Genomic DNA, 26,281 nt, shown 5'->3' on the forward strand with positions numbered 1-26,281 from the left:
CCTAGACGGCGGCCTGTTCCGTGGCCCGTTCCGCCCGGCGGGCCGGTGTCAGGCCGCCGAGGCCGAAGAAATAGGTGGCCGCGAAGCCGACGGCGTACCCGGTGAGGAGTCCGCCCGCGTAGATCGCCGCGGTGAGGGCGAGGCCCCGGTTGCCGGACAGCAGCGGGAACAGGGCCAGGCCCGAGGGGCCGATGGCCGTCGAGCCGACCCGGTCGCCCAGCATCGAGAAGAATCCGATGAAGGCGCCGCCCGCCGCGCCGCCCGCGCAGGCGGTGACGAACGGGCGGCCGAGGGGGAGCGAGACGCCGTAGATCAGGGGTTCGCCGACGCCGAGGAGACCGGCCGGGAGTGCCGATCTGATCGTCGTACGCAGCGAGGTGTCGTGGCGCAGCCGGACGTACACCGCGAGGGCGGCGCCGACCTGGCCCGCGCCGGCCATGGCCAGGACGGGCAGCAGGACGGTGTAGCCCTGCTGCTCGATGAGCGTGGTGTGGATGGGGATGAGGGCCTGGTGCAGGCCCAGCATCACCAGGGGGAGGAACAGGGCCCCGAGGACGAGCCCGGCGAAGGCGCCCGTGGTGGACAGCAGCCAGGCGGCGGCCGTGCCGATGGCGGAGGAGAGGGCGCCGGCCGCGTACATCAGCGCGTACAGCGTCACCAGGCCGGTCAGCAGCACGGTGAGGGTCGGGGTGACCAGGACGTCCAGAGTCGGCGGTACCCAGCGGCGGCACCACTTCTCCACGTACGTCCCGAGCAGGGCCGCGGCCAGGGCGCCCAGGACACCGCCCTGGCCGGGGGCGAGGGTCACGCCGAGGACCGTCACCTTGGCGACCCCCGCGTACACGATCACCGCGGCCACCGCGCCGCCCAGGACCGGGGTGCCGCCGAACTCCTTGGCCGTGTTGTAGCCGACGAAGACGGCGATCAGGGCCATGAATCCGGCGGCGATCGCGGTCAGCGCGGGGGTGAGGCCCGGCAGCACGCCGAGGTTGACCAGCAGGCCGTTCAGGCCCGCGATCACCCCGCAGCCGATCAGGGCGGGGATCAGCGGTACGAAGATGTCGGCGATCCGCCGCAGCAGCAGTTTGAGGGGGGTGGCGTTGCGGCGGGTCCTGGCGGCCTTCAGTTCGGCGCCGCGCAGGGACAGCAGGTCGGCCGTGGTGGTTCCGGCGTCGTGCGGGGCGAGCCGGTCGGCCGTGGTGGTTCCGGCGTCGTGCGGGGCGAGCCGGTCGGCCGCGGTCGTCAGCAGCGCCTCGAACTCCGGCGTGACGCGGGCGACCGTGCCGGGGCCCAGCACGATCTGGCAGGTGGTGGCGTCCTTGACCAGGCCGAGGACGGCGGGCAGGGCCCGCAGGCCCTCCTCGTCCACCAGGCTCCGGTCCCGCAGACCCAGCCGGAGCCGGGTCATGCAGTGGGCGACGGTCAGGACGTTCGCGGGGCCGCCCACGAGGGGGAGGATCGCCGCTGCTGTGGTGGAGTCCGGTGTGCGCACTCCCCGAGCGTGCTGGTCATCCGGACGCCTTCGCCAGCGCGGCGCGCAGATGGCCCTCGGACTCCTCCAGAAGGCGGGCGGCGGCGGGCCCGTCCACACCGCCGAGGATGGTCAGGATGGCGTTCTTCACCTCGCCGTCCGTGCCGGCCAGCGCCCGCTCGATCTCCTCGTCGGAGGCGCCGGTGGCGAGCGCGACGATCCGGCGGGACCGGGCCCGCAGCTTCTCGTTCGAGGCGCGCACGTCGACCATCAGGTTCCCGTACGTCTTGCCGAGCCGGATCATCGTGATCGTCGAGAGCATGTTCAGGACGAGCTTCTGCGCGGTGCCGGACTTCAGGCGGGTGGAGCCGGTGAGCAGCTCGGGGCCCACCACGACCTCGATGCCGTGGTCGGCGGCTGCGGCGAGCGCGCTGTGCGCGTTGCAGGACAGGCCGACCGTGAGCGCGCCCTGCTTGCGGGCGTGCTCGACCGCGCCCACGGCGTACGGGGTGCGGCCCGAGGCGGAGACACCGACCACCGTGTCGTCGGCCGTCACGGCGAGCGCGTCCAGGTCGGCCGCCGCCAGCTCCCGGGAGTCCTCGGCACCCTCGATCGAGGTGACCATGGCGGTCGGGCCGCCCGCGATCACGCCGACCACCTGGGAGGGCTCGGTGTTGAAGGTGGGCGGGCACTCGGAGGCGTCCAGGACGCCGAGGCGGCCCGCGGTGCCGGCGCCCGCGTAGATGAGACGCCCGCCGCGGGCCATGCGCTCCGCGATGTCGTCGATCGCGGCGGCGATGAGCGGGAGCTGTGCGGCGACGGCCGTCGGCACCGTCGTGTCCTCCCCGTTCATGAGCCGCGCGATCTCCAGCGTGGGCAACCGGTCGATCTCGGACAGTTCCGGACGGAACGCCTCGGTGGTCAGCGTCTCCAACTCAGCTCGAAGATCGCCGTGGTGGGGCATGGAGGTCATGGGAGGAGCGGCTCTTTCCGGTGAGGTGTCGTACCGCGCCCCGGAGGCGGGGTGCGGGCCGGGACGAAGTGCGGCGGGGCGCGTGGGCGCGACCAGTCACCCACGGACCGCAGTCTCCCCGCTGCATCAGATCCCCCGTGCTCGGTTCGCGCGGGGCGGCTACCGTCCGCCGCGCGGGGAGTGGCGGTGTGCCAGGGCCTCGTACGAGGCGGACAGCGCGGGCGCCGCCGTCTCGTAGGTGCGCTGGGCGACCCCCACGAACAGACAGTCCACCACCAGGAGCTGGCTGGTGCGCGACGACATGGCCGCCGGGCGCAGCTCGCTCTCGCGGGCGGTCGAGGTGGTGAGGATGTGGTCGGCGTACTGCGCGACCGGTCCGCCGGGGCGGCCGGTGATCGCCACCGTCGTCGCCCCGTGCTCGAAGGCGACGCGGAGCGGTTCGATGACGTCGCCCGTCGAGCCGGAGTGCGTGATGGCTATCGCCACGTCCTTGGCGCGGAGCTGCACCGCGTTGGTCACCGCGAGGTGCGGGTCGCTGTGGGCGTGGGCTATGAGCCCGATCCGCATGAGCTTCTGCAGGAGATCCTGGGCGACCAGGCCGGACGCGCCGACGCCGTAGATGTCGACGCGGCGGGCGGTGGCTATGGCGGCGACGGCATGGCCGAGCTGGACCGTGTCGAGCGCGGCCGCGGTGTCGGCGAGGGTCTGCTGCTCGTCGTACGCGAGCTTCGCCACGACGTCCGCGATCGGGTCGTCGACCGCGATGTCGGCGGTGACGGCGGGGGCCCGGCCCGACTGCTGCTGGGCGGCGAGCCCGGCGAGCGCGAGACGCAGGTCCCGGTATCCGGGATAGCCGAGGAGGCGGGCCGTGCGCACGACCGTGGCCTCGCTGGTGCCGGTGAGCTCGGCGAGTCCGGTGACCGTGAGGGCCGCGCAGCCGGCCGGGTCGGCGGCGACGGCCTCGGCGACCCGCTGCATGGAACGCGTCATCGAGGGGGCGAGGGTGCGCACCTTGGCCGCGAGGGCGGCGGGGGCGGGCGGCGCCTCACCCGCGAAAATTTCCTTCACGTCATGGGTCACATTATGAAAGATATTTTCCGTCGGGGTGTCGGTCAAGAGTGCGCACGGGCGTCAGGCGCTCACCCCCTGGAGACGGCCGCGCCCCAGCCCTTCTCCAGGAGGTCGAAGGCGCGCGTGACGGCCTGGCGGGGATCCTGGCTGCCGCGGGCGATCCGGGGTGCTTCGAGGGCGAAGTGGGCGAGGGCGGCACAGGCCGGGTCGTCGGCCGGAAGTCCGCTCTCCTCGGCAATGGCGTGAGCGAGGGCGGTTTCGTGGCGCAACCACATGCGCTGGGCGTAGTCCCGCAACGCCGGGGTGTTGTCCACCAGCTCGATGAACGCGGTGAAATCGGCGTCGTCGTCCACGGCCGCGGCGCGGTGGCGCAGGGCATGCTCGCGCAGGGCCGCGGGGATGGACCGGCCCGGGGGCCGCTCGTGCACGGCGGCGAGCAGACGGGCTTCCTGGTCGGCGTCCTCGTCGAAGGCGAGGGCTTCCTTGACCGGGAAGTGCTTGAACAGCGTGGTGGTGGACACGTCGGCGGCGTCCGCGATCTCACGGATGCCGACCTGCTCGTATCCCCGCTCGACGAAGAGGCGCAGGGCGGCGTCGGCCAGGGCTCGGCGGGTGGCGGCCTTCTTGCGTTCGCGGCGCCCTACCGGTGCCGGTGCCGGTGCCGGGCCTGTCGCCGAGGTGCCGGTCGTCGCGTTGGTCATGCCACGACCCTACACATTTGATTGCCCAACTTCAAAAGTTGTGTCGTTGCACTTATTGAGCTGGTGTGCTCTTCTGGAACGGCGGCGCCGCGTGGCACAGCCCGGCCCGTTCCGCACGCTCCCCTCTGCCCGAAAGGCGTGACCAGCCATGCCCACCCACCGCATCGCGATCATCGGCGCCGGCCCCAGCGGCCTGACCTGCGCGCGCATCCTGCAGCAACACGGCATCACCGCGGCCGTCCACGACCTGGACGCGTCCCCCACCGCCCGCAACCAGGGCGGCACCCTCGACATGCACCCCGACTCCGGTCAGCACGCCCTGCGCGCGGCCGGCCTCTGGGACGACTTCCTTGCCCGAGCCCGCCCCGAAGGCCAGCAGATGCGCCTGGTCGGCCGCGACGGCCGCATCCTGTTCGACGCGATCCCGCCCGAGGCCGACGGCGCCGAAGGCAACCCCGAGATCGACCGCGGACAGCTCCGCGACATCCTGCTCGACTCGCTCAAACCCGACACCGTGCGCTGGGGACACAAACTCACCCGCACCGAAGCCCTCGGCAACGGCACCCACCGCCTGCGCTTCGCGGACGGCACCAGCACCGAGGCCGACCTCGTCATCGGAGCCGACGGCGCCTGGTCCCAGGTCCGCCCCCTCCTGTCCGACGCGACGCCCCTCTACACGGGCGTCACCTTCGTCGAGGCCGGACTCGACGACGCCGACGCCCGCCACCCCCGCCTCGCCGCTCTCACCGGCAACGGCACCATGATGGCCCTCGACGACAACCAGGGCTTCGTCGCCCAGCGCAACAGCGGCGGACACATCCGCGTCTACATCGGCATGCGCACCGCACAGGACTGGCATCAGCGGGCAGGCCTCGACCTGACCGACACCGCAGCCGTCCGCGAAGCCCTCCTGGAGAAGTTCACCGGCTGGAGCCCCGACCTGCTCGGCCTCATCACCGCCACCGACACCGGCTACACCAACCGGCCCCTGTTCGCCCTGCCCGTCCCCCACACCTGGACCCACACCCCCGGCGTCACCCTCCTCGGCGACGCCGCCCACCTCATGTCCCCGTTCTCCGGCATGGGCGCCAACCTCGCCATGCTCGACGGCGCCGACCTCGCCCACGCCCTCATCGAAAACCCCACCGTCGACGACGCCGTCCGCGCCTACGAAACCGTCATGCGGCCCCGCTCCGTCCAGGCAGCCGAAGGAGCCGCGGAAGGCATCAACGGCGCCTTCTCCCCCGACGGCGCCACACAGATCCTCGCCCACATGGCCCAGCACCAATGACATCGAGGACCACGGTCCAGCCCTGCCCGAAGGCCAGGATTCCCTGCGAAGATTGAGGGATGGACCCCACCGGCAACCCCCTCAGTCCCCTGGAACAGGCGTTGCACGCGGCGCGCGCCCGTGTGCTCGCCGACCTGATCGCGGGCCAGGTCGCCGAGGCGGACGTCGTCTCCCTGGTCGAGGACTCGGTGGTGCAGCGCCGCTGGTGGGTCGAGCAGTGGCCGGAGGGTGCCGGATTCGTCGCCGGACTCGTCGCCCAGGACGTGCAGGACGCGCTCCTGGAGCGGTACGGACGGTGGCCGCTCTGCCCGGTGTGCGCCGCCGGCGACCCGCACGCCCTCGAAGTCGAGCCCGAGCTGGGACCCGACCCGCACTGGGTGTGCCACCAGGCGGGCGTGAAGGTGTCCCCGGTGGGCTCCCTCGCCTCGGCGACCGGCGGAAACCCACCCTCGTGACCGTCTACATCGATCCCCCCACCTGGCCGGGCCACGGCCGGGTGTGGTCCCACCTGATCAGCGATGTCTCCTACGACGAACTCCACACGTTCGCCGAGGAGTTGGGCGCACCCCCGCGCGCCTTCGAGCGCGACCACTACGACATCCCCTCGCACCGCTACGCCGACGCGGTCGCCGCGGGGGCGGTGGAGGTCAGCAGCCGCGAGGTCGTACGGCTGCTGCACGGGTCGGGACTGCGCCGCCGCAAGCGCTCGGTGACCGGGCGGGGTGATCGGGCAGGGTGACCGGGCGCGGTGACCCGGTGGGATGACTGGGCGGGCTGACCGGGTGCGGTGACCCGGGTGGGATGACTGGGCCGGGTGATCGGGCGGGCTGACTGGGTGTGGTGACCGGGTGGGCTGACCGGTCCTGGTGACCGGGTGGGGTGAACGGGCCCGGTGGCCGGGTGCGGTGGCTCGGCGGGATCCGCCTGTTCGGTGCTCAGTGGTCGCGGGCGTACAGCCGCAACGAGTCCTCCACGCCGTGCAGTTCGCGGGCCGCCTTCTCCAAGTCCTCGCTCACGCGGGTGAATCCGGCGCGGGCGATCACCCGCTGGGACGCGGCGTTGTCCCGGTGGATGGCGGCGAACAGGAGCTTGACGTCGTCGCGGGCCAGGGCCTGTTCGGAGAGGGCGCGCAGGGCCTCGGTCGCGTAGCCCCGGCCCCGGGCGTCCTCCGCGAGGTCGTAGCCGACCTCGGCGCGTCCCTCCTCGTCGGGCACGCCGTGGAAGCCGATCCCGCCGACCGCCCGGCCGTCCTCGCGCCGTACGAGCACGAACATCCCCCATTCAGGCCGGTGCGCCCCCTCCTCGTACGCGCTCACGATCATCCCCGCGGCGTCCCGCGTGCCCTGGAACGGACCGCCCTCGATCCACTCGAAGCCCCCCGTGCCGCCCGCGCGCAGATCGGCGGCGGCGGCCGGGGTGACCCCCTGGAGGGTGAGCCGCTCGGTGTCGATCACCAGGTTGTTGTTCCAGCGCCACTCGGCGAGGGGTTCCCGGCCCGGCAGGTCACCGCGCCCGGTGGCCCACAGGAGCGTGCCCCACGGGGCGTCGGGTTCGGGCCTGACGTGCGGGAAGATCCGGGTGAGGACCCAGGCGCACAGCTCGTCCGGCGGGCTGTACGGCAGGCCCAGTCCCTCGGCGATGTCGTGCGTGTGCAGCAGCACCTCGGTGACCCCCATCGCGGCGAAGCCCTCGCGGTTCGCGCTGCGGAAGGGGTACGGGTGGAAGGCCCGCACCTCGCGCGGTGTCGTCCGGACGGCGGCGGCGAGCAGTCCGCCGGTCGCCTCGATCACGTCGACGACTCCCGCGTTGCCGGTGCCCTCGTCCAGCGTGATGCCGAACGGCACGTACGCGGTGGTGGCCCGCCCGGCCAACTGCCCGGCGTACGCGATGAGATCACTGGCGATGTGCTCGGCGGTCCGCCGGCAGCTCCACGCCAGCCGTCCCGCCCGCACGCCGTCCCAGTCCCGCCCGGCCGCCGGCCGCAGCAGCCCGGCACAGCTCGCGACGGCTTCTTCCACCCGGTCCCCACCCATGTCTGTCATGCGGCCGAGAATAGGACGGATCACGCCTTGGAACGTACGGGATTCCTCGCCGATCCCCCCTTGCCCACGACCCTTGAGCCCGGCGTACGGCGGTCCGGTCGCAGCGCGACGAGGGCCAGGCCGATGGCGGCCACGTTCAGCGCCGCGCCCGCCCAGGCGGTGGCCGGGTAGCCGAGCCCGGCGTCGATGACGGTGCCGCCGAGCCAGGGACCCGCGGCGTTGCCCAGGTTGAAGGCGGCGGTCGTGGTGGCGGCGGCCAGGGTGGGGGCGGCCCCGGCGACGTCGAACATCCGGGCGTTCAGGGCGGGGGCGGTACTGAAGCAGGCGACCCCGAGCAGGAAGGAGAGCAGGACGGCGGCGACGGCGTACCGCCCGAGGAAGGCGAACGCGACGAGGACGGCGGTGTCCGCCGCCATGCCGGTGATCAGCATCCTGAACAGGTGGGCGTCGGTGAACCGGCCGCCGAGCGTCGTCCCGATGACCGCGCCCACGCCGAACAGCGCCAGCACGGTCGGGACCCAGCCCTTGTCCAGGTGGGCGACGTCGGTGAGCAGCGGGGCGAGATAACTGAACGCGCAGAAGACACCGGCCGCGGTGAGCGCGATCGTGCCGATGGCCAGCCAGACCCGCCGGTCGCGGTAGATGAGCAGTTCCCTGCGGAGCCGCGGCCGTTCGGCGGGGGGCGGAATGGGCGGGACGAGGGTCACGATGCCGACGAGCGCGACGGCGGAGGCCGCCCCGACGGCCCAGAACGCGGCCCGCCAGCCGAGCCCCTCGCCGAGGAAGGCGCCCGCGGGCACGCCCAGCACGTTCGCGATCGACAGGCCGCCGATCATCACGGCCAGCGCCCGCGCCCGTGAGGTCACCGGCACCATCGCGATGGCCACGGCCGCGCCGACCGCCCAGAAACCCGCGCAGGCCAGGGCGCTGACGACCCGGGACACGAAGAGCACGGCGTAGCCCGGCGCCAGGGCTCCGGCCACCTGGCCGAGCCCGAAGACCGCGATCAGGGCGACGAGGGTGGTCCGCCGGGGCAGGCGGAGCGTGGCCACGGCGAGCAGCGGCGCACCGACGACCATGCCGATCGCGAACGCCGAGATCAGCAGACCCGCCCGCGGGATCGTCACGCCCATGTCGTGCGCGATGGGCTGCAGCAGCCCGGACAGCATGAACTCACTGGTGCCGAGGGCGAAGACGGACAGGGCGAGGATGTAGACGGACAGGGGCATGCGGGGGCGGTCGGCCGCGGGCGTCGCGGAGGGGCCGGAGGCGGAGGGGCCGGGGGCGACGGATGGTATGTCCGGCTTCAGAGGTCCAGGACTCGGGGGCATACCTCCTTCGTACGGGGTCCGGAGCCCGCCGTCGAACCCTTTCCGTCAGGGCCGGCCTCAGACCTCGGTCAGACCCGCCAGCTCGTCGCCCATGTTCCGGTGCGCCGGCCGCGCCCACTCGCGTTCTCCGTACGGTGTCCTGAACAGCCTCGGCAGGTCGAGGAGTTGACGCAGCACGGCCGCCCGGCCCGCGCGGAAGGCGTCGTCGGGGACGAACGCGTACTCCTCGCGGACGGCGGCGGTGTAGGCGGCGTACGCGGCCGGGGGCGACGCCAGGATCGCCAGGTCCGCGTCGCACAGGACGGCGCCATTGGTGTCGTCGTCGGCCGGGTCGTGGGAGACGGTGAGCCGGACGAGCCGGGCGACCTCGGCCGTCCGGTCCGCGCGGACACCCAGCTCGGCCAGCGCGCGTTCGGCGAGCCGGGCCGAGCGTTCCTCGTTCTCCGAGCGGTCCGGGAGGTACACGGCGTCGTGGAACCAGGCGGCCAGACGCACGGCGGCCGGATCCTCGGCACGCTCGCCGTGCGCCTGCAGGAGGTCGATGTGGTCGAGGACCGCGAGGAGATGGCCGGTGGTGTGGTACCGGCGCTGCGGTTCGGCCCAGCGGTCCAGGAGGTTCGCCGCGTAGGGTCCGGGCGCGGGGCCGGACCCGGCGTCGCCGTCACGGGCGGCCAGCACGGTGTCCGCCCAGCGCTTCGTCAGCTCCGCGTGGGCCGGGTGGCGGTTGCTCTCTGCTGCCATGCCGCCATTGTCCCCGCCCCGGGACGGCCGCCGACGCCGGCTCAGGGGCGAACGGGGTGTGGTGCCCCGCTGTCGTCCGGGCCGGGGCGGGTCCGTGAGCGGAAGGTGCGGCGGTAGGCGTCCGGAGGAACGCCGACCGTACGGTTGAAGTGCCGGCGCAGCGTCGTGGCGGTGCCCATGCCGGTGGCCGCCGCGATGGTGTCGACCCCGGCGTCGGTGGTCTCCAGCAACTCCTGGGCGTGGCGGATCCGTTGGGTCAGCAGCCATTGCAGCGGGGTGGTGCCGGTCACCGACCTGAAGTGGCGGCCCAGGTTGCGTGAGCTCATCCGTGCCCGGCGGGCCAGGTCCTCCACGGTCAGCGGACGGTCCAGCCGCTCGATGACCCAGGGGAACAGTTCGGCGAGCGGGTGGTGGTCCGGGGCGGGCACCGGGGTGGTGACGAACTGGGCCTGGCCGCCGTCCCGATGGGGTGGCACGACCAGATGGCGGGCGACGGTGTTGGCGACCGACGAGCCGTGGTCGAGGCGGACGAGGTGAAGGCACAGATCCATGGCGGCGGCCTTGCCCGCGGAGGTGAGCACACGGCCGTCGTCCACGTAGAGGACGTCCGGATCCACCGTCACCCGGGGATGGCGGGCGGCCAGCTCACGGGTGTGCGCCCAGTGCGTGGTCGCGCGCCTGCCGTCCAGCAGACCGGCGGCGGCCAGGACGAACGCGCCGGTGCACAGGGAGGCCACGCGCGCGCCCGCCTCGTGGGCCGCGCGCACCGCGTCGACCAGGGCGGCGGGCGGCTCCCGGTCGATGTCGGCCCAGCCCGGGACGATCACCGTGTCGGCGCGCGGGAGTTCGTCGAAGCCGTGGTCGGGCTCCAGCCGGAACCGGCCGGCCCGCACGGACTTCGGCCCGCACAGCGCGAGGTCGTACCAGGGTCCCGTCACGGCGGCCGGGGCGGAGCCGAAGACCTCGCAGGCCAGGGCCAGTTCGAAGTGCAGCATCCCGTCGGTGACGGCCAGCGCGACAGAGGTCATGTCCGGAATTGTACGGGGCATGTCGTTCCGGACACTCGTGCGGGACGACCGCCCTCGACAGGATGTCCGTGACGGATCAAGGCAGTTCACTTCGAGCACGGGGGAGAACCCATGGAGTCGGGGCAGGCGGTGACGGTGTTCGGCGCGTACGGGCACACCGGACGGTTCGTCGTGGCGGAACTGCTGGAGCGCGGGTTCGTCCCGGTCCTCTCCGGCCGCGACGCCGGGAAGCTGAAGGAACTGGCGGCCTCGCACCCCGGACTCGACGTCCGTCCGGCGTCGGTCGACGATCCGGCCTCGCTCGACCACGCGCTCGCCGGTGCGGCGGCTGTCGTCAACTGCGCCGGACCGTTCGCCACCACGGCCGCCCCGGTGATCGAGGCGGCCCTGCGCGCGGGGATCCCGTACGTGGACGTGGCGGCCGAGATCGAGGCCAACCTCGACACGTTCACGCGGTTCACGGAACGCGCCCGTGCCGCGGGAACGGTGATCGTCCCGGCCATGGCCTTCTACGGCGGCCTCGGCGACCTGCTGGCCACCGCCGCGATGGGCGAGTGGACGGCGGCCGACGAGGCGCACATCGCGTACGGGCTGAGCGGCTGGCACCCCACCGCCGGGACGCGCGCGGCGGGCGCGGTCTCCCGAGAACGGCGCGGCGGCCGGCGCGTCCGTTACAGCAACGGGCAGTTGGAGTACCGCCGGGACGCCCCGCCCACCCTGGAGTGGCCGTTCCCCGAACCGACGGGTCCGCGGGCCGTCATCGGGGAGTTCTCGATGGCCGACGTGGTCACCGTGCCCAGCCACCTCGCCGTCCCCGAGGTGCGCACCTACATGACCGTCGAGGCGGCCGGGGAACTGGCGGCCCCGGACACCCCGGCGCCGCGTGCGGTCGACGAGCGCGGGCGGTCCGGGCAGACCTTCGTCGTCGATGTCGTCGTGCGCTCCGGGGGCGCCGAACGGCGGGCCGTGGCCCGGGGCCGGGACATCTACGCCGTCACCGCGCCGCTCGTGGTGGAAGCGGTCGGCCGTGTCCTCACGGGCCGGACCAGGACGGTCGGTGTCGCCTCCGCCGGGAAGATCTTCGACGCCCCCGACTTCCTCCGCGCCCTGTCCCCGCACATCTCCTTCGAACCGCGCCCGTAGCGGGCACACACCTCTCACTCTTCTCACGCCCGACGGTCGGATCCGAACAAGCGCCTCGGGCGACGACAGGTCCTAGCGTGGAGTCATGATTCCTGGAGACGCACACGATGTACGGGACCCGGAACTGCCCGGTCTGCTCCTGCGCACCGAGCGCGACGCGCTGATCCCGCTGTTGCGGGCCAGGCCGGAGGGCGACTTCGCGCGTCCGACGGCCGGGTGTCCGGCGTGGACGGTACGGGACGTACTGGCGCACTGCTCGGCCGCGCTGACGCGGGTCGTCGAGAGCCGCTTCGAACCCGGGGCCTTCTCGCCCGAGGCCAACGACCGCGACATCGCCGAGCGCGGCGACTGGCCGACGGCGAGGGTCGTCGACGAGCTGGAACGCGGGATGACCGAGGCGGGCCCGGCGATCGCCCGCGCCGGGGGTGTCCTCGACGCGGTCGCGTTCGGTGAGTGGGTCCATGCCGGGGACGTGCGCGAGGCGTTCGGGGAACCGGGCGCCTACGAGGGCGCGGGACTTCCGCACGCCCTCACGCTCCTGGTCCGGGTCAGCCGGGAACGCGACCATGTGCCGCTGCACGCGGACCTCGACGACCTCGACGACCCCCTGCGCCTGGGCGGCGTCCCCGGCGACCGGCCCCCGGCCCGCTACATCGGCGGCGCCGCGACCCTCGTACGCCTCTGCTCGGGGCGGCCGGTCGCGAAGACGACGGCGTACGAACTGGTGGGGGCGCGGCAGGAAGAGCTCAACCTGTTCGGCTGAACGGCGAAGCCGCCTCGGTGGGCCGGAGGGGAAAACCCTCGACGGCCCCTCCACTCGTCGTGATCTTCTCGCGCCCCCGCTGCCGCCCGCGTACTCTTGGATTGGACTAGACCTATAGCGGCCCAAGGGAAGAGGTCCGATGAGCGAGCGGAAGAGCGCAGTCCTGGAGGTGATCGCCCTCGGCGTGGAGGACGCGGTCGCCGCTCAGGCCGGCGGTGCGGACCGGCTGGAGCTGGTCACCGACATGGCGGCCGACGGGCTGACCCCGTCGGTGGAGACGTTCGCCGGGATCCGTGCCTCCGTCGACATCGCCCTGCGGGTGATGCTGCGTCTGTCGGACGGCTTCGCGGCGGGCGGCGCGCGGGGCGTCGACACGCTCGTACGGGTCGCGGGGGAGCTGCGGGACGCGGGCGCGGACGAGTTCGTGCTCGGCTTCCTGGACGAGCAGGGCGGACCCGACCTGGCCGCCGTGGAGCGGATCGTCGACGGACTGGACGGTTGCCGCTGGACGTTCCACCGCGCGATCGACCGCGCCGCCGACCGCGACGCCCTGCGCAAGCAGCTCGCGGACCTGCCCGGCCTCGACGCCTATCTGACCGCCGGGTCCCCGACGGGCGTCGACGACGGGCTGTCCGTCCTCGCGGCCGAGTCCGCCCGCCGCGGCGAACCGGGATACGAGCCGCGGATCATGGTCGGCGGCGGTCTGCGCCTCGACCATGTGCCGGGGCTGCGCGCCGCGGGCCTGGACGCCTTCCACATCGGCGGTGCGGCACGTCCGGGCGGCTGGACGGGTCCTGTCTCGGCGGCGGCCGTACGGGAGTGGCGGACCGCCCTGGACGCGTAGGCCCCCGGCCCCCCTTCGACGTGTTGGGGCGTCTGCCCCTTTCGACGCGTAGGGCGTCGGCCTCTTTCGACGGGTAGAGCGGCGCCCCCTCGACGCGTGGGGCGCCGACTCCCTGTGACGCGTGGGGCGGCGGGGCCCCCGGCGTGTGGGACGGCATCCCCTTGTGCCGCCGTTCCCCGGTGCGCCGTCCGTCCAGCCGCCCGGCCGCCCGCCCGCCGGCCCGTCAGGCCGGATCGGTCGCTCGGGTCGGCGCGGCTCTGCCGGTCGGGTCGGCGCGGCTCTGCCGGTCAGGTCGGGCCGGTCGGGCCGGTCGGGCTCGGGCGGCTCAGGTCAGCTCGGCCGGGAGCGGCGCCGCGTGTGTCACGATCAGCCCCGAGACGGCACGGGTGAGCGCCACGTACAGGCGGCGCAGGCCGGTGCGCTCGTCCGGTTCGCCGTCGACGACGGCCCGCGGCTCGTCCAGGACCACATAGTCGTACTCCAGGCCCTTGGCGAGCGAGGCCGGCACCAGGGTCAGCCGGGTCTCGGCCGTCGTCTCCTCGCCGGGGCCGAGATACGTCCGGCCGGCCGCCGTCAGCGCCTCGGCGAGCACCGGGATCCGGGCGTCCGCGGCGATCAGCCCGACCGACCCCTCGTGGCCCAGCAACTCCTCCACCGCGCCCACCACTTCGGCGTCCGCCGTGCTCGCGCGGACCTCGAAGAAGCCCGGGTTCTCCCGCACCGACGCGACCGGCGTGAGACCGGGCGCGATGTGCGGCAGCAGCCGGGACGCGTAGGTGATGACGTCCGTGGGGACGCGGAAACCCGCCGTCAGCTCCTCGACGACGGCGTCTCCCTTGCCCAGGTGACCGAGGGCCTCCTCCCAGCTCCGGGTCGCCCACGGGGTCGTCCCCTGCGCCAGGTCCCCGAGCACGGTCGCCGACCCCGTCGTGCAGCGCCGTCCCACCGCGCGGTACTGCATCGGGGAGAGGTCCTGCGCCTCGTCGAGCACCACATGGCCGAGGGAGTGCGTGCGCTGGACCAGGTCCGTGGCCTCGTCGATCAGCACGGCGTCGGCGGCCGACCACTTGGCGGACTTCACGCCGCGCACCGGCTTCGCCCACAGGATCAGCTTCTGCTCGCCCTCGTCGAGCAGCTCCTCCGCGTGCTCGGCGAGGAACTCCGCGTCGGTCAGCAGCCGGAGCACCAGCTTCGCCGGGTCGACCGGCGGCCAGATCGCCTTGACGGCGGCCTTCACGGCGGCGTTGCGGGCGACGGCGTCCTGCACCCGGTCGTCCGGGGCCTCACCGGAGCGCTCCATCTGGACCAGCACGGCGTGCGCGATCCGCTGCGGAAGGGCCTGGTGGGCGGCGCCGTACCGGATGTCCCGGTCGAGCAACTCCCTGACGATCTCCTCCAGTTCGTACGCCGGGACGCGCCAGCGCCGCGATCCCCTGATCACCATGACCGGCTCGGTCGGGAGGGTCACGTGCGAGCGGACGGCCCGGCGCAGCAGCTCGGCCATCCGGGCGTCGCCCTTGAGCACGGCCGCGGGCGCCTCGTCGCTGCCGCGCACCTCGACATGCGCGACCAGATCGTCGACGGTCGCCTGCTTGACCTCCAACTCGCCCAGGGCGGGCAGGACTTGCTCGATGTAGTGCAGGAAGGACTTGTTCGGCCCGATGACCAGGGTGCCGGTGCGGGCGAGCCGCTCCCGGTGCGCGTACAGCAGATACGCGACGCGGTGCAGGCCCACGGCGGTCTTCCCGGTGCCGGGGCCTCCCTGCACACAGACCGAACCGGACAGCCCGGACCGTACGATCTCGTCCTGCTCCGGCTGGATGGTCGCCACGATGTCGCGCATCGGACCGACGCGCGGGCGCTCGATCTCCTGCTGGAGCAGCTTGCTGGTGGCCGCGGCCTCGGCCGGGTCGGAGAGGTGCTCGTCCTCGTAGGCCGTGAGGTCGCCGCCGGTGTAGCCGAAGCGGCGGCGCAGCCCGACGTCCATCGGGTCCTTCTTCGAGGCCCGGTAGAACGGCTGCGACACCGGCGCGCGCCAGTCGATGACCATCGGGTCGCCGCCGGCGTCGTGGACATGCCGACGCCCGATGTAGAACCGCTCGCCCTCCGCGCCCTCCGCCCGGTCGGAGCCCGGGGCGTGCAGATAGTCGAGCCGTCCGAAGAACAGCGGGGTGTGGCTGAGGTCGGCGAGGGCCTTGATGCGCTCGCCGATCTGCCGGTGCAGCACCTCGGCGTTCACCCAGTTCGCGGTGACGTCGCGGATGTCGAGGTTCTCCGCGTCCTCGCGCATCGCGCGGAGCGCCGAACGGGAGTGGGAGAGGTGGGCGCGCTCGCGGGACAGGGGATCGTCGGACTCGGACGGGGCACCGGACGGGCGGCCGTCGGACAGGGTGGACACGGGGAATTGCCTCCGGGGAAACCTGCTGCGGGAGTGCTTCGAGTGCTTCGGGAGTGCTCGTGGTGACGCCGATCGTGGATCTCTGCGGATTTCGTTGGGAATCCGTACAGAATCCGTGCGGAATCCGGTGTGATTCCAGGTGCCGTCCGGTTTCCGGCCGGGCGGCGGCACTCCGTGAAGGGAGGCGGGCAAGAGCGAAGATTCTAGGCGACGGGTGGAAGCCGGGGCCAACGGATTTTCCGCTGGATGACTGCCCTGTCGGGGTCGGGCATCCGGGGACCCTAGGGGTCGGTGTCCGTCGTGGGGTGTACGGCGGGGGGCCCGGAGCCGTACCTGGGGGGTGGCGAGGTTCGGTCCGAAGACCGACGCCATTCGGAGTATCGGTGCGCACCATGGAGATATGAGTGCAGCCACTTTCACCCAAGGTCCTGCCCATCCCGGGCCTGTCGCGCGTGGCGCGACGGCCGTCACCTCTGTCCACCATCGTCACCGCCTCGGCGACGCCGTGCGCGCCGTCAAGGTGTTCGCGCGAGCGGCTCTCGGGGTCGTCCTGCTCGGCGAATACGGCGAAGAAGCAGGTGTCCGCCGCCACTGACGCGTACGCCCGCTTCTTCTCGCCGGTGCCCTGACGCCGGTGCCCTGACCCTCGCTACGGGACCGCCCCTGTCCCCACCTGACGCCGATCCCCGCACACCTCTCGGGGCACTCGCGGCCCCGGCCCGCCCAGCACGGCTGAACCGCCCTCCCGCCGCATACGCCGGTGACCTGCCCTCGAACCCCCGCCCCGGTGAGCCGTAGCCCGGTCCAGAGCCGGTGGGCCGCATCTCGCCGTACGCCGGTCCAGAGCCGGGGGCCGCATCTCGCCGTTCTCCGGTGAGCGGCCTCGGGCCCCGCGCCGGTGGGCCCCAGGCCGGTCCAGTGTCGGTGGGCCGCCTTCCCGGTATCCGGGGCTTAGTCCGCCCCGCGCCTCGCTGGGCCGTAGGCCCGTCCAGTGCGGCTGAGCGGCATCCCGGCCGGTACGACGGTGACCTGGTCCCGGGGCCTCGTGCCGACGCCCGGTGCGCCCGCTCAGCGCCGCCGGGCGGGCCCCGCGGAACGCCGGCGCCCGCCCCTCCGCCTCCCGGTGGTGAGCCGTACGCCGGGAGACGGAGGGGCGGGCGGCGTCACCGGCTCACGGTCGCAGCACCCCGCCCGGGGTTGTGGGCCGGCCACCCCTGGGGGCTAATCCGTGTCGGTCAGGAGTTCGTCGGCGTCCAGGATCCGGTAGGCGTAGCCCTGTTCCGCCAGGAAGCGCTGGCGGTGGGCGGCGAAGTCCTGGTCGATCGTGTCGCGGGCGACCACGGAGTAGAAGTGGGCCTGGTGGCCGTCGGCCTTGGGGCGCAGAACGCGGCCCAGGCGCTGGGCCTCCTCCTGGCGGGAGCCGAAGGTGCCCGAGACCTGGATGGCCACCGTGGCCTCCGGCAGGTCGATGGAGAAGTTGGCGACCTTCGACACGACGAGGACGCTGATCTCGCCCTCCCGGAAGGCGTCGAACAGCTTCTCCCGCTGGGCGTTGCTGGTCTCGCCCTTGATGACGGGCGCGTTCAGATGCTCGCCCAGCTCGTCGAGCTGGTCGATGTACTGGCCGATCACGAGGATCTGCTGACCCGCGAACCTGCGGACCAGCGCCTCGGTCACCTTCCGCTTGGTCGCGGTCGTCGCGCAGAAGCGGTACTTCTCCTCGGCCTCGGCGGTGGCGTACGCGATCCGCTCGGAGTCGGTGAGGTTCACCCGCACCTCGACACAGTCGGCGGGCGCGATGTAGCCCTGCGCCTCGATCTCCTTCCAGGGCGCGTCGAACCGCTTGGGCCCGATGAGCGAGAAGACGTCCGACTCGCGCCCGTCCTCCCGCACCAGCGTGGCGGTCAGCCCCAGCCGGCGCCGGGCCTGGAGGTCGGCGGTGAACTTGAAGACGGGAGCGGGCAGCAGATGGACCTCGTCGTAGAGGATGAGGCCCCAGTCGCGGGAGTCGAAGAGTTCCAGGTGCGGGTAGACGCCCTTCCGGCGGGTCGTCAGCACCTGGTAGGTGGCGATCGTGACCGGGCGGATCTCCTTGCGCGTACCGCTGTACTCGCCGATCTCCTCCTCGGTCAGCGAGGTCCGCTTCACCAGCTCGTGCTTCCACTGCCGGGCGGAGACGGTGTTCGTGACGAGGATGAGCGTGGTCGCCTTGGCCTGCGCCATGGCACCGGCCCCGACGAGCGTCTTGCCCGCGCCGCAGGGCAGCACGACCACACCGGAGCCGCCGTGCCAGAAGTTCTCCACGGCCTGCCGCTGGTAGGGCCGCAGCGCCCAGCCGTTCTCGTCGAGCTCGATGGCGTGCGCCTCGCCGTCGACGTACCCGGCGAGGTCCTCGGCCGGCCAGCCCAGCTTCAGCAGGGTCTGCTTGATCTGGCCGCGCTCGGAGGGGTGCACCGCCACGGTGTCGGCGTCGATCCGGTTGCCGACGAGCGGGGCGACGCGCTTGGAGCGCAGCACCTCTTCGAGGACGGGCCGGTCGGTGGTGGTGAGGACGAGGCCGTGGGCCGGATGCTTGCTCAGCGTGAGCCGTCCGTAGCGGTCCATCGTCTCGGCGATGTCCACCAGCAGCGCGTGCGGGACCGGATAGCGGCTGAACTCCACCAGCGCGTCCACGACCTGCTCGGCGTCGTGCCCGGCGGCCCGCGCGTTCCACAGGCCGAGCGGCGTCACCCGGTAGGTGTGGATGTGTTCGGGCGCCCGCTCCAGCTCGGCGAAGGGGGCGATGACCCGACGGCAGGCGTCGGCCAGCTCGTGATCGACTTCGAGCAGAAGCGTTTTGTCGGACTGGACGATGAGGGGTCCGTTCACACCCGTCCCTTTCTGCGTGGCGGCACCCGGCGCGGATGCTCGGCCAAACGTCCAGTGTGCCCTACCGGCGGGTGATCACGGCTGGTCGTCGGCCAGCTCCGCCACCCCCGTGACCCGGTGCAGCGGATAGGTGCGGACCTCGTCCGCCGTGTGGTCGTACGCCGTGACGAAGCCGCCCTCGACCCGGATGGGGGCGATGACGCGCTGGCTGGCGGCGCCCTCGGCGTTCACATAGCCGATCCACACCGCCTCGCCCGTCATGACGGCGGCCTGCATCGTCGCGAGGGTCTCGGCGGAGCTGGTGCGGGGCAGCCCGCCGTCGCCGGGACGGCCGGCGGCCGGGTCCTCCTTGCGCGGGGCGGTGGAGGCGAGGTCCCCGGCCCGGATCGCGCGGACCGCGGCGCCGAGGAGGGTGGCGTCGGGCACCGGCGGGCCGTCCGGGACGGGCTCCGGGGCGGTGCGCGGCGGGGTGCGGTGGGCGTGCGCCCGGCTGATCAGGACGTCACCCTCCGCCGACTCGGCGGCGGGCGCGAACCCCATCGACCTGAGCCCGGTGAGCAGGCTCGCCGGATCGGTCTGCCCGGCCAGCACCGTCGGAGCGATCCGCCGCAGCCCGAACTCCTGCGACCGCTTGTCGGCGAGGATCTCGTTGAGCACGGCCTCGTCGTCGCAGCGGACGTACGCCGACGCCGCCCCGATCCGCAGATGGCCGTGCCGGCGCGCCATGTCGTCGATCAGATAGGCGAGCGGCTGCGGGACCGGCGTACGGGAGTGGGCGGCGAGGAAGGCGTGCAGGTCGGACGCCGAACGGCCCGCGTCGAGCGCCCGGCGCACCGAGCCCGGCGTGAAGCGGTAGACCGTCGCCCCGCCCTTGGACTCGATGTCCGCGAGCACCCCGAGCGTGTCGGCCAGCGGGCGCTCCAGGGGGCCGGGCGCGACCGCCGTCAGGTCCGCCTGCAGCAGGACGTGGTCGAGCGGCTCGGGCAGCAGCGGAGCCAGCAGCCCGGCGGCTCGGGCGGCCGCCGCGGCCCGCTCGGCGGGGGAGTGCGGCACGGGGGCGGTCACGGGGTGGTGCCGCTTGTGGGCGGGGAGCCTGTCACCCGGTCCGGACGGCTCCGTGCCCTTCGCGGCCGTCGTCGACGGCAGACCCAGCAGCGCCCGCCCCTGCGCGGACAGCGCGCCCCGGCCGGTCACCCCGAGCAGCTCCGACTCGGACAGCGTCCAGCGGGCCAGCCGGGCGCGCAGGTCGTCCGGCGAGGGCCGGGCAGCGCGCGAGGGCCGTTCCCAGTGCAGCCGGGCGAGGAGGGAGTCCGTGGCGGGCGAGGACCCCTCGGGCAGTTCGGCGAGCAGGGCGAGGACGCGGTGGCGGACCTCCGGCGCCGCGGAACGGTCGAGACCGGGGCCGAGCGCCGAGAGCGTACGGTCCTTCGCGTCCCGGCCGCCGATCAGACCCGTCGTGCGGGTCGCCGCGAGCCACGCCGAGGCGAGCCGCGCCCAGCGCTCCGCTGCGGGCAGCTCCAGCCACGCGTCGTAGGCCGGCGTGGCCGCGTACCGTTCCTCGGCCTCGCCGTCCGACGCCACCAGGCCCGCCGCGTAGGCGAGTTCCACCCAGAACGCGGCGATCGGCTCGGAGACGTCGAGCGCCACCGCCGTCCGCTTCAGGTCCCGCACACTCAGCCCGCCCGCGCGCAGCACCGGGGGACCGCCCTCGTGCCAGTCCTTCAGCAGTTCCTCGACGGTCGCCAGGGTCGTGTACGCCTGACCGGCCGCGGCGGCGTCCACAACCTGTGGACGGTGGGGCGCGGCGGCCTCGACCGCGGGCGCCAGCGGCTCCGTCACCCGGTGCGCGCGGCCGGCCCGCAGATGCAGGGCGACCTCCCGGGGCAGCACGACCGTGCCAGGACCCGTCGACAGCAGCAGCCCCCGCCCGATCAGCCAGCGCAGATGCGCCGCGGGTTCGGCCGTCACCTGCCCGTACGGCGGCCCCCACACCAGCCGGGACAGCACCTCGATCGCCTCGGCGGGCGCCTCGTCGAGCAGCGCCGACATCCGGATCCGGTCGGCGAACAGGGCGCTCAGCGAGGCCACCGCCGACACGGAGTCATGGGTGGACGCCAGGCCGGCCGTGGCCACGATCTCCTGGATGCGTCCCGGCGACATGCCCGCCGTGGCCTCGCCGACCGTCGGCCCGAGCCCCGTCGGGGACGGGTGCTGCGGCGACGGGGCGAGCAGCTCGCGTGCCGTCCGCACGAGCCGGAGGCGGTCGTCGCCACCCCAGAGGAGCGCCTGCTCGCGCAGGGTCCCGAGGGCGTGCGGGAAGGCCGCCGTGACCGTGGGGTCGGCGTCGTCGCCGGCCAGCAGCCCGAGCAGTTCGTCGTACGTCGCCGGTTCCCCCGCCACCGCCAGCGCCTCCGCCGTGTGCAGCGTGAAACGGTCCAGACGCTCCAGGGCACGGACGACCGACGCTCGCGTGCCCGCCCGGGTGGCGAGCTGGGTGAGATCCGTGGGCACGGGGGTGATCAGGTCCGGCCGGGACCGCAGCAGGGCGGACAGCGAGGCGTCGTCCCGCGCGCGGAGGGCTTCCGCCAGGGACCGCGGGGCGGTCGTCTCGGGGCTCATCCTGTCAACGGTAGCGGGTGGCACCCTCCCCGGGCCCGGCCCCCGGCCCGTGGAGCGTCCGACGGCCCCGCGGCCGGGGCGGGCGGTGACGGTCGTACGGCTGCCCGAGCCCCGGGCGGGTCGCTCCCGCACACGGAAAAACCGGTACCTTCGTCACCGCGGGGTATCCAACGCACCGGCCCCGGAGGGGACTTCGTGGGGATCGAGAGCGACCAGCTGGTCTTCGACTATCTGAGCCGGGTCGGCGACCTGGCCCAGCAGCGGCAGTTGCCGTCGGGCACCCGGATGCGCCTGGTTTCCGAACTGCGCGGCGAGATCGACCGCCGCCGGGCGAAGGCCGCCGTCGACAGCCCGGCCGCCGTCCGCCGCATCCTCGACCGCCTCGGCAGCCCCGACGAGATCGTCGCGGCGGCCGGACAGGGCGTCGGCGGCACCGCGGCCGGTACCCGGACCTGGGCCGAGGTGCCCGCCCAGCGCGCCGCCGCCGAACCGGAGGAGCGTCCCAAGGGACTGCGCCGCGTCGTCCCCCGCCCGCGCCCTTCGCAGGAGCGGCCCGCCGAGGGCGCGGGGGCCGACACGCCGTCCCCGCCCCACCTGGCGAGCGCCCGCGAACTGGGCGACAGCGCGACCCGGCCGGACTGGTGGCGCTCGACCGACAGCCCCTTCGGGCTCGGCGACAGCGTGCCCGGGTTCGTCGGCGGCGTGGAGATCCCCGAACTGCTCAGGCCGCCCCCGGGGGACAAGGACCGCGCGGCCGAGGAGGACGCGAACCCGGCCAAGGAGACGGCGGCACCGGGCCCCGAGGACGAACCGGCGGCCGAGGCCGCCGTCGGGCGCCGCTTGCGCCGCCGCCTCCCGCGCCTGAGCGGCTACACCAACCCGCTGCTCCTGCTCGCCGCCGCCCTCCTCGTCGCGGGCGCCGTCCTCGGCAACTGGTTCGCGCTCGGCCTCGGCTGGCTGATCGCCTACGGCTCGCGCCGGCTGAGCCGCGCGGAATCGAAGTGGGCCGTCCTCGTCCTGCCGGGGCTGTCCGCCACGGCCGGCCTCGTCTGGCTCTGGGGCCGTACGAACGGCCGCTGGGGCACCCCGATCGCCGAGGGCCACATGAACGACGCGATGGCCCAGACCTGGCCCTGGGTCGTCCGCGGCGCGGCTGTCACCTCGGCCCTGTACGTGGTCTGGCGCTCCCAGCGGGGCCGCTGACGCCCGGCGCCCCGGAACGGCCGGACCGGCGCCGCGGAAAAGCGCTGGACCGGGCGCCCGGCGGCCTGGGCACAATGGCCCATATGACGTCTCCCGCGCTGACCGTCGGCTTCGACCTCGACATGACCCTGATCGACTCCCGGCCCGGGATCCACGCCTGCTACGAGGCGATCTCGGCGCGGACCGGGACGTACATCGACGCGGATCTCGTGGTCACGCGGCTCGGGCCGCCGCTGGAGGACGAGCTCGTCAACTGGTTCCCCGCCGAGGAGGTCCCGGCGATGGCCGACCTCTACCGCGGGATGTACCCCACGTACGCGATCACCGGCACGCTCGCGATGCCCGGCGCGCGCGAGGCCGTCGCGGCGGTACGGGCGGCGGGCGGCCGCACGGTCGTCGTGACCGCGAAGTGGGAGCCCAACGCCAGGCTGCACCTGGATCACCTGGGCATCGACGCGGACGAACTCGTCGGCAACCTGTGGGCCGAGCAGAAGGCGGTGGCCCTGCGCGAGCACGGCGCGAGCGTGTACGTCGGCGACCACACCGGCGACGTACGCGGCGCGCACACGGCGCGGGCGTACGCCGTGGGCGTGGCGACCGGGCCGTGCGACGCCGAGGAACTGCGCGCGGCGGGCGCGGACGTCGTCCTCGGCGATCTCACGGAGTTCCCGGCCTGGCTGGAGAACTACCGGTGAGGGCATGACGGCGCCGACACCGGTCCGTCGGAACGACCGCTGTCGGGGGCGCGCCGGGAACCCGCAGGGCGCGGGCCGGGCGGGTGCCGGGAACGAGCGCCGTCAGGAACGGGCGGCGCGGGCCCGGCGGCGGCCCTGCGCGGCGGACTGGAGCACGCCCGCCGCGGCCAGCAGGAATCCGACGCCCATGAGCATGCTCAAGCCGAACATGTAGAACGGGAAAGGTTTCGTACCGAGCAACAGCGGTGCCACGGTGACCAGTGTGGCCAACGCTCCGATGAAGAACACGATGGCACCGGCACGGATCAGCCGGTCACCGGCTTCGGGGGAATTCGCTTGGGTTTTGTCACGCACCCGACCAGGGTAGTTCCCTGCGCGAAGGAACAATCCAGCGACGTCTTGTCACGAGCCGACGGACCATTAGCCTTGGTACCGGCGGGTCGGCTGACCCGCTCTAGTGCTATCCAGAGGCGTTTTACGGGCGGTTGCCCCCGCAACCACCCGAGCCGTTCCAGAGAAGTTCCCGACGAGTACGAGGACGAGGACAGACGTGCCCACCGGCAAAGTCAAGTGGTTCAATTCCGAGAAGGGCTTCGGCTTTCTCTCCCGTGACGACGGCGGCGACGTCTTCGTCCATTCCTCGGTCCTGCCCGCCGGAGTAGACGCCCTCAAGCCCGGCCAGCGCGTCGAGTTCGGCGTCGTGGCCGGTCAGCGCGGCGATCAGGCGCTTTCGGTGACCCTTCTGGAGCCGGCTCCCTCGGTCGCGGCGGCCCAGCGCCGCAAGCCGGACGAACTGGCCTCCATCGTCCAGGACCTGACGACCCTGCTGGAGAACATCACGCCTTCCCTGGAGGGGGGCCGCTACCCCGACAAGGCCTCCGGCAAGAAGATCGCCGGACTGCTGCGCGCGGTCGCCGACCAGCTCGACGTGTGACCCTCCGTCAGCGGCCCCCGACCGGCCGCTGAGGAGAATTCGGAAAGGTCCGGAAGGGAAATCAGGGGAAGTCCAGCGCGTTCGGGCCGAGGGGTGGCACCAGTCCCTCGGCCGCCGCGCGCGTGAGCAGTCCGCGGACCGCCGCGTATCCGTCGTCGCCCAGATCGGCCGTGAACTCGTTGACGTACAGGCCGATGTGCTGGTCCGCGACGCTCGGGTCCATTTCCTGCGCGTGTTCCAGGACGTAGCCGCGGGACGCCTCGGGATCGTCCCAGGCGGCGCGGACCGAGGTCCGGGCGGCGTCGGCGAGCTCCCGGAGCCGCTCCGCGCCCAGCGACCGCCTGGCGATGATCGCGCCCAGCGGGATCGGCAGCCCGGTGGTCCGCTCCCAGTGCTCGCCCAGGTCGGCGAGCTTGTGCAGCCCGTAGTTCTGGTACGTGAAACGCGCCTCGTGGATGACGAGCCCCGCGTCGACCTTCCCGTCCCGTACGGCCGGCATGATCTCGTGGAACGGCATGACCACGATCTCACCGACCCCGCCGGGAACCGTCTCCGCCGCCCACAGCCGGAACAGCAGATACGCCGTCGACTTCTCGCTCGGCACGGCGACGGTACGACCCGTCAAGTCGGCACCGGCCTCCCTCGTCAGCACGAGCGGCCCGCAGCCCCGCCCCAGCGCGCCGCCGCACGGCAGCAGCGCGTAGTCGTCGAGGACGTACGGCAGCACGGCGTACGACACCTTCAGCACGTCGAACTCGCCGCGCTCGGCCATGCCGTTGGTGATGTCGATGTCCGCGAAGGTCACGTCCAGGGCGGGCGCGCCCGGGACCCGGCCGTGTGCCCAGGCGTCGAAGACGAAGGTGTCGTTGGGGCAGGGCGAATAGGCGATCCGCAGGGCTTCGGCGGATTCAGTGGGTGCGCTCATGCGGGTTCCAACTCTCCAGGACGGGCCACAGCTTCCCGAATGCCTCGGTGAGGGCCGCGAGGGCGTCACCGATGCGCCACGCGGCGCGGTCGCGCGGGCCGACGGGATTGGACACCGCGCGGATCTCCAGCACCGGCACGCCGTGCGCGCCGGCCGCCTCGGCGACCCCGAACCCTTCCATCGCCTCGGCGAGGGCCCGGGGATGCCGGGCGCGCAGTTCGGCGGCGCGGGCGGCGCTGCCGGTCACGGTCGACACCGTGAGGACGGTTCCGACCCGTCCACCCGTGACGGCCGCGACCCCTCGTACGAGTGAGGCCGGTGGGCGATGGCTGACGGTCCCGAAGCCGAGCTCGGTGACCGGGAGGAAGCCTTCCGGCGCCTCGGCGCCCAGGTCCGCCGCCACGATGTCGTCGGCGATCACGAGCGATCCCACGGGCGCGCCGGGCTGGAATCCGCCGGCGATGCCCGCGCAGACGACGAGGCCGTAGGGCGCGCCGTCGAGGGCGGCGGCGGTCAGCGCCGCGGACACGGAGGCGGCGGCGAGGCCGGGGCCGACACCGGCGGCGAGCAGATCGAGCCCACCGAGCCGGTGGAGCGTCGCCCCCGGAAGCCGTATCGCGTGCGCCGTGCCGGACGAGGCCGCGGCCACCGCTTCCCTCTCCACGGAGACGGCGGTGGCCACGAGCACCCTCGGCCCGGCGGCGGTGATCAGTTGTCCGAGTCCTTCTTGAACTTGAACGACCACAGGCCGGTGACGGTCTTGTCGCCCTCCTTGACGGAGACGAGCGTCGAGCTGCCGGTGGCGCCGTACTGCTGGTTGAAGAACACGCTGCCCGGAATGGTCAGGTACGTCTTCTTGGTGCTCTCGGGCAGGAGCTGCTGCCCGTTCATCAGGATCGTCCAGCCGTTGTCCGCGATCTTCGGGTCCACGCCGAACCGCACGGTCGCGTCGGGGTCGACGTCGATGGACTTGATGTCCTTGGACCGCAGGCAGGTCGTCAGGTCCGCGGTCTTCACGGCGTTGCCGTCGTTGTAGCAGTCGGCCTCGGAGCTCACCGACTTCGTTCCGACCGTGACGGTGGCCATCGGTGTCGGCTTGTCACAGGCGGACAGGGCGAGGAGTCCGGCGGAAACGGCGCCGACCGTGGCGACGGCGCGGCGACGGCGCGCAGCGCGTTGTCCATTAGCGGCTCTGCCGCGGGGCAGGGAGGTCATGGCCGAAGGCTATCGGGCGCGCCCA

25 protein-coding genes are annotated in these 26,281 nt (G+C 73.4%); 10 read left to right on the plus strand and 15 right to left on the minus strand.

Annotation, left to right across the window (positions count from 1 at the left end; all coding sequences use genetic code 11):
* Window position 1: 1 nt before the first annotated feature.
* The 4 genes from ACIQRL_RS11050 to ACIQRL_RS11065 all read right to left on the minus strand — a co-directional run bounded on the left by ACIQRL_RS11050 (window position 2) and on the right by ACIQRL_RS11065 (window position 4,216).
* Window positions 2-1,492 (minus strand): PTS transporter subunit EIIC, encoded by a 1,491-nt coding sequence (locus ACIQRL_RS11050; RefSeq protein WP_401329958.1) that lies wholly within the window; start codon window positions 1,490-1,492, stop codon window positions 2-4.
* Window positions 1,493-1,508: 16 nt separating this feature from the next.
* Window positions 1,509-2,444 (minus strand): N-acetylmuramic acid 6-phosphate etherase, encoded by a 936-nt coding sequence (gene murQ, locus ACIQRL_RS11055; RefSeq protein WP_401329960.1) that lies wholly within the window; start codon window positions 2,442-2,444, stop codon window positions 1,509-1,511.
* 159 nt (window positions 2,445-2,603) lie between these two features.
* Window positions 2,604-3,524, minus strand: coding sequence for a MurR/RpiR family transcriptional regulator (locus ACIQRL_RS11060; protein ID WP_401329963.1), 921 nt, complete (start codon window positions 3,522-3,524; stop codon window positions 2,604-2,606).
* A gap of 59 nt (window positions 3,525-3,583) precedes the next feature.
* On the minus strand, window positions 3,584-4,216 hold the full coding sequence (locus tag ACIQRL_RS11065) for a TetR/AcrR family transcriptional regulator (RefSeq protein WP_401329964.1): 633 nt from the start codon (window positions 4,214-4,216) through the stop codon (window positions 3,584-3,586).
* Between the two features lie 148 nt (window positions 4,217-4,364).
* Here ACIQRL_RS11065 and ACIQRL_RS11070 point away from each other — a divergent pair, with 148 nt between their 5' ends.
* The 3 genes from ACIQRL_RS11070 to ACIQRL_RS11080 are packed head-to-tail and all read left to right on the plus strand — an operon-like array spanning window position 4,365 to window position 6,246.
* A complete protein-coding gene (locus ACIQRL_RS11070; protein ID WP_401329967.1) occupies window positions 4,365-5,507 on the plus strand; it encodes an FAD-dependent oxidoreductase in 1,143 nt (380 codons plus the stop codon).
* Between the two features lie 59 nt (window positions 5,508-5,566).
* Window positions 5,567-5,962 carry a hypothetical protein gene (locus ACIQRL_RS11075; RefSeq protein ID WP_355841335.1) on the plus strand — a complete coding sequence of 132 codons (396 nt, stop codon included), beginning with the start codon at window positions 5,567-5,569 and terminating at the stop codon, window positions 5,960-5,962.
* Window positions 5,959-6,246 (plus strand): DUF4031 domain-containing protein, encoded by a 288-nt coding sequence (locus ACIQRL_RS11080; protein WP_401329970.1) that lies wholly within the window; start codon window positions 5,959-5,961, stop codon window positions 6,244-6,246. The genes ACIQRL_RS11075 and ACIQRL_RS11080 overlap by 4 nt, the downstream gene beginning before the upstream one ends.
* A 196-nt stretch (window positions 6,247-6,442) precedes the next feature.
* On the opposite strand, the gene ACIQRL_RS11085 is transcribed toward ACIQRL_RS11080, so the two are convergent.
* The 4 genes from ACIQRL_RS11085 to ACIQRL_RS11100 form a co-directional block, all read right to left on the minus strand.
* A complete protein-coding gene (locus ACIQRL_RS11085) occupies window positions 6,443-7,525 on the minus strand; it encodes a GNAT family N-acetyltransferase (RefSeq protein ID WP_401330802.1) in 1,083 nt (360 codons plus the stop codon).
* A 44-nt stretch (window positions 7,526-7,569) separates the two neighbouring features.
* Entirely contained in the window at window positions 7,570-8,778 is a 1,209-nt protein-coding gene (locus ACIQRL_RS11090; RefSeq protein WP_401329973.1) for a Cmx/CmrA family chloramphenicol efflux MFS transporter, read from the minus strand.
* 159 nt (window positions 8,779-8,937) lie between these two features.
* Window positions 8,938-9,621 (minus strand): hypothetical protein, encoded by a 684-nt coding sequence (locus ACIQRL_RS11095; RefSeq protein ID WP_401329975.1) that lies wholly within the window; start codon window positions 9,619-9,621, stop codon window positions 8,938-8,940.
* 41 nt (window positions 9,622-9,662) lie between these two features.
* The gene (locus ACIQRL_RS11100) at window positions 9,663-10,649 is read right to left on the minus strand and encodes a GlxA family transcriptional regulator (RefSeq protein WP_401329977.1); all 987 of its coding nucleotides are present in this window, start codon (window positions 10,647-10,649) and stop codon (window positions 9,663-9,665) included.
* 111 nt (window positions 10,650-10,760) lie between these two features.
* Between ACIQRL_RS11100 and ACIQRL_RS11105 the strand changes: the two genes are divergently transcribed.
* The 3 genes from ACIQRL_RS11105 (at window position 10,761) to ACIQRL_RS11115 (ending at window position 13,399) form a co-directional block, all read left to right on the plus strand.
* The gene (locus ACIQRL_RS11105) at window positions 10,761-11,792 is read left to right on the plus strand and encodes a saccharopine dehydrogenase family protein (RefSeq protein ID WP_401329979.1); all 1,032 of its coding nucleotides are present in this window, start codon (window positions 10,761-10,763) and stop codon (window positions 11,790-11,792) included.
* An 85-nt stretch (window positions 11,793-11,877) separates the two neighbouring features.
* A complete protein-coding gene (locus ACIQRL_RS11110) occupies window positions 11,878-12,555 on the plus strand; it encodes a maleylpyruvate isomerase family mycothiol-dependent enzyme (RefSeq protein WP_401329981.1) in 678 nt (225 codons plus the stop codon).
* Between the two features lie 139 nt (window positions 12,556-12,694).
* Entirely contained in the window at window positions 12,695-13,399 is a 705-nt protein-coding gene (locus ACIQRL_RS11115; protein ID WP_401329983.1) for a copper homeostasis protein CutC, read from the plus strand.
* Window positions 13,400-13,724: 325 nt separating this feature from the next.
* Here ACIQRL_RS11115 and ACIQRL_RS11120 read toward each other — a convergent pair whose 3' ends face one another.
* Window positions 13,725-15,797, minus strand: a complete 2,073-nt coding sequence (locus ACIQRL_RS11120) for a HelD family protein (RefSeq protein ID WP_401329985.1) — start codon at window positions 15,795-15,797, stop codon at window positions 13,725-13,727.
* A gap of 400 nt (window positions 15,798-16,197) precedes the next feature.
* Here ACIQRL_RS11120 and ACIQRL_RS11125 point away from each other — a divergent pair, with 400 nt between their 5' ends.
* The gene (locus ACIQRL_RS11125) at window positions 16,198-16,392 is read left to right on the plus strand and encodes a hypothetical protein (protein ID WP_401329987.1); all 195 of its coding nucleotides are present in this window, start codon (window positions 16,198-16,200) and stop codon (window positions 16,390-16,392) included.
* Window positions 16,393-17,018: 626 nt separating this feature from the next.
* Here ACIQRL_RS11125 and ACIQRL_RS11130 read toward each other — a convergent pair.
* Together ACIQRL_RS11130 and ACIQRL_RS11135 are read right to left on the minus strand one after the other, a co-directional pair.
* Entirely contained in the window at window positions 17,019-18,665 is a 1,647-nt protein-coding gene (locus ACIQRL_RS11130; protein ID WP_401329990.1) for a DNA repair helicase XPB, read from the minus strand.
* A gap of 75 nt (window positions 18,666-18,740) precedes the next feature.
* Window positions 18,741-21,284, minus strand: coding sequence for a helicase-associated domain-containing protein (locus ACIQRL_RS11135; protein ID WP_401329992.1), 2,544 nt, complete (start codon window positions 21,282-21,284; stop codon window positions 18,741-18,743).
* Window positions 21,285-21,479: 195 nt separating this feature from the next.
* On the opposite strand from ACIQRL_RS11135, the gene ACIQRL_RS11140 reads away from it, so the two are divergent.
* Together ACIQRL_RS11140 and ACIQRL_RS11145 are read left to right on the plus strand one after the other, a co-directional pair.
* Window positions 21,480-22,487, plus strand: a complete 1,008-nt coding sequence (locus ACIQRL_RS11140; protein WP_401329995.1) for a hypothetical protein — start codon at window positions 21,480-21,482, stop codon at window positions 22,485-22,487.
* 74 nt (window positions 22,488-22,561) lie between these two features.
* Window positions 22,562-23,182: an HAD family hydrolase gene (locus ACIQRL_RS11145; RefSeq protein ID WP_401329998.1), complete on the plus strand. Its 621-nt coding sequence runs from the start codon at window positions 22,562-22,564 to the stop codon at window positions 23,180-23,182.
* Window positions 23,183-23,284: 102 nt separating this feature from the next.
* Here ACIQRL_RS11145 and ACIQRL_RS11150 read toward each other — a convergent pair whose 3' ends face one another.
* Window positions 23,285-23,536 (minus strand): hypothetical protein, encoded by a 252-nt coding sequence (locus ACIQRL_RS11150; RefSeq protein ID WP_037624209.1) that lies wholly within the window; start codon window positions 23,534-23,536, stop codon window positions 23,285-23,287.
* Between the two features lie 196 nt (window positions 23,537-23,732).
* Between ACIQRL_RS11150 and ACIQRL_RS11155 the strand changes: the two genes are divergently transcribed.
* On the plus strand, window positions 23,733-24,116 hold the full coding sequence (locus tag ACIQRL_RS11155) for a cold-shock protein (RefSeq protein ID WP_401330000.1): 384 nt from the start codon (window positions 23,733-23,735) through the stop codon (window positions 24,114-24,116).
* A 61-nt stretch (window positions 24,117-24,177) separates the two neighbouring features.
* On the opposite strand, the gene ACIQRL_RS11160 is transcribed toward ACIQRL_RS11155, so the two are convergent.
* The 3 genes from ACIQRL_RS11160 to ACIQRL_RS11170 are packed head-to-tail and all read right to left on the minus strand — an operon-like array spanning window position 24,178 to window position 26,256.
* Window positions 24,178-25,041 carry a 1,4-dihydroxy-6-naphthoate synthase gene (locus ACIQRL_RS11160; RefSeq protein WP_401330003.1) on the minus strand — a complete coding sequence of 288 codons (864 nt, stop codon included), beginning with the start codon at window positions 25,039-25,041 and terminating at the stop codon, window positions 24,178-24,180.
* Complete coding sequence (locus ACIQRL_RS11165; RefSeq protein WP_401330804.1) at window positions 25,025-25,723, minus strand: futalosine hydrolase; 699 nt, start codon at window positions 25,721-25,723, stop codon at window positions 25,025-25,027. The genes ACIQRL_RS11160 and ACIQRL_RS11165 overlap by 17 nt, the downstream gene beginning before the upstream one ends.
* A 26-nt stretch (window positions 25,724-25,749) precedes the next feature.
* Window positions 25,750-26,256 carry a DUF2771 domain-containing protein gene (locus tag ACIQRL_RS11170; protein WP_401330006.1) on the minus strand — a complete coding sequence of 169 codons (507 nt, stop codon included), beginning with the start codon at window positions 26,254-26,256 and terminating at the stop codon, window positions 25,750-25,752.
* Between the last annotated feature and the right edge of the window lie 25 nt (window positions 26,257-26,281).

The organism is Streptomyces sp. NPDC091209 (genome assembly GCF_044757755.1).
Lineage (GTDB): Bacteria > Actinomycetota > Actinomycetes > Streptomycetales > Streptomycetaceae > Streptomyces.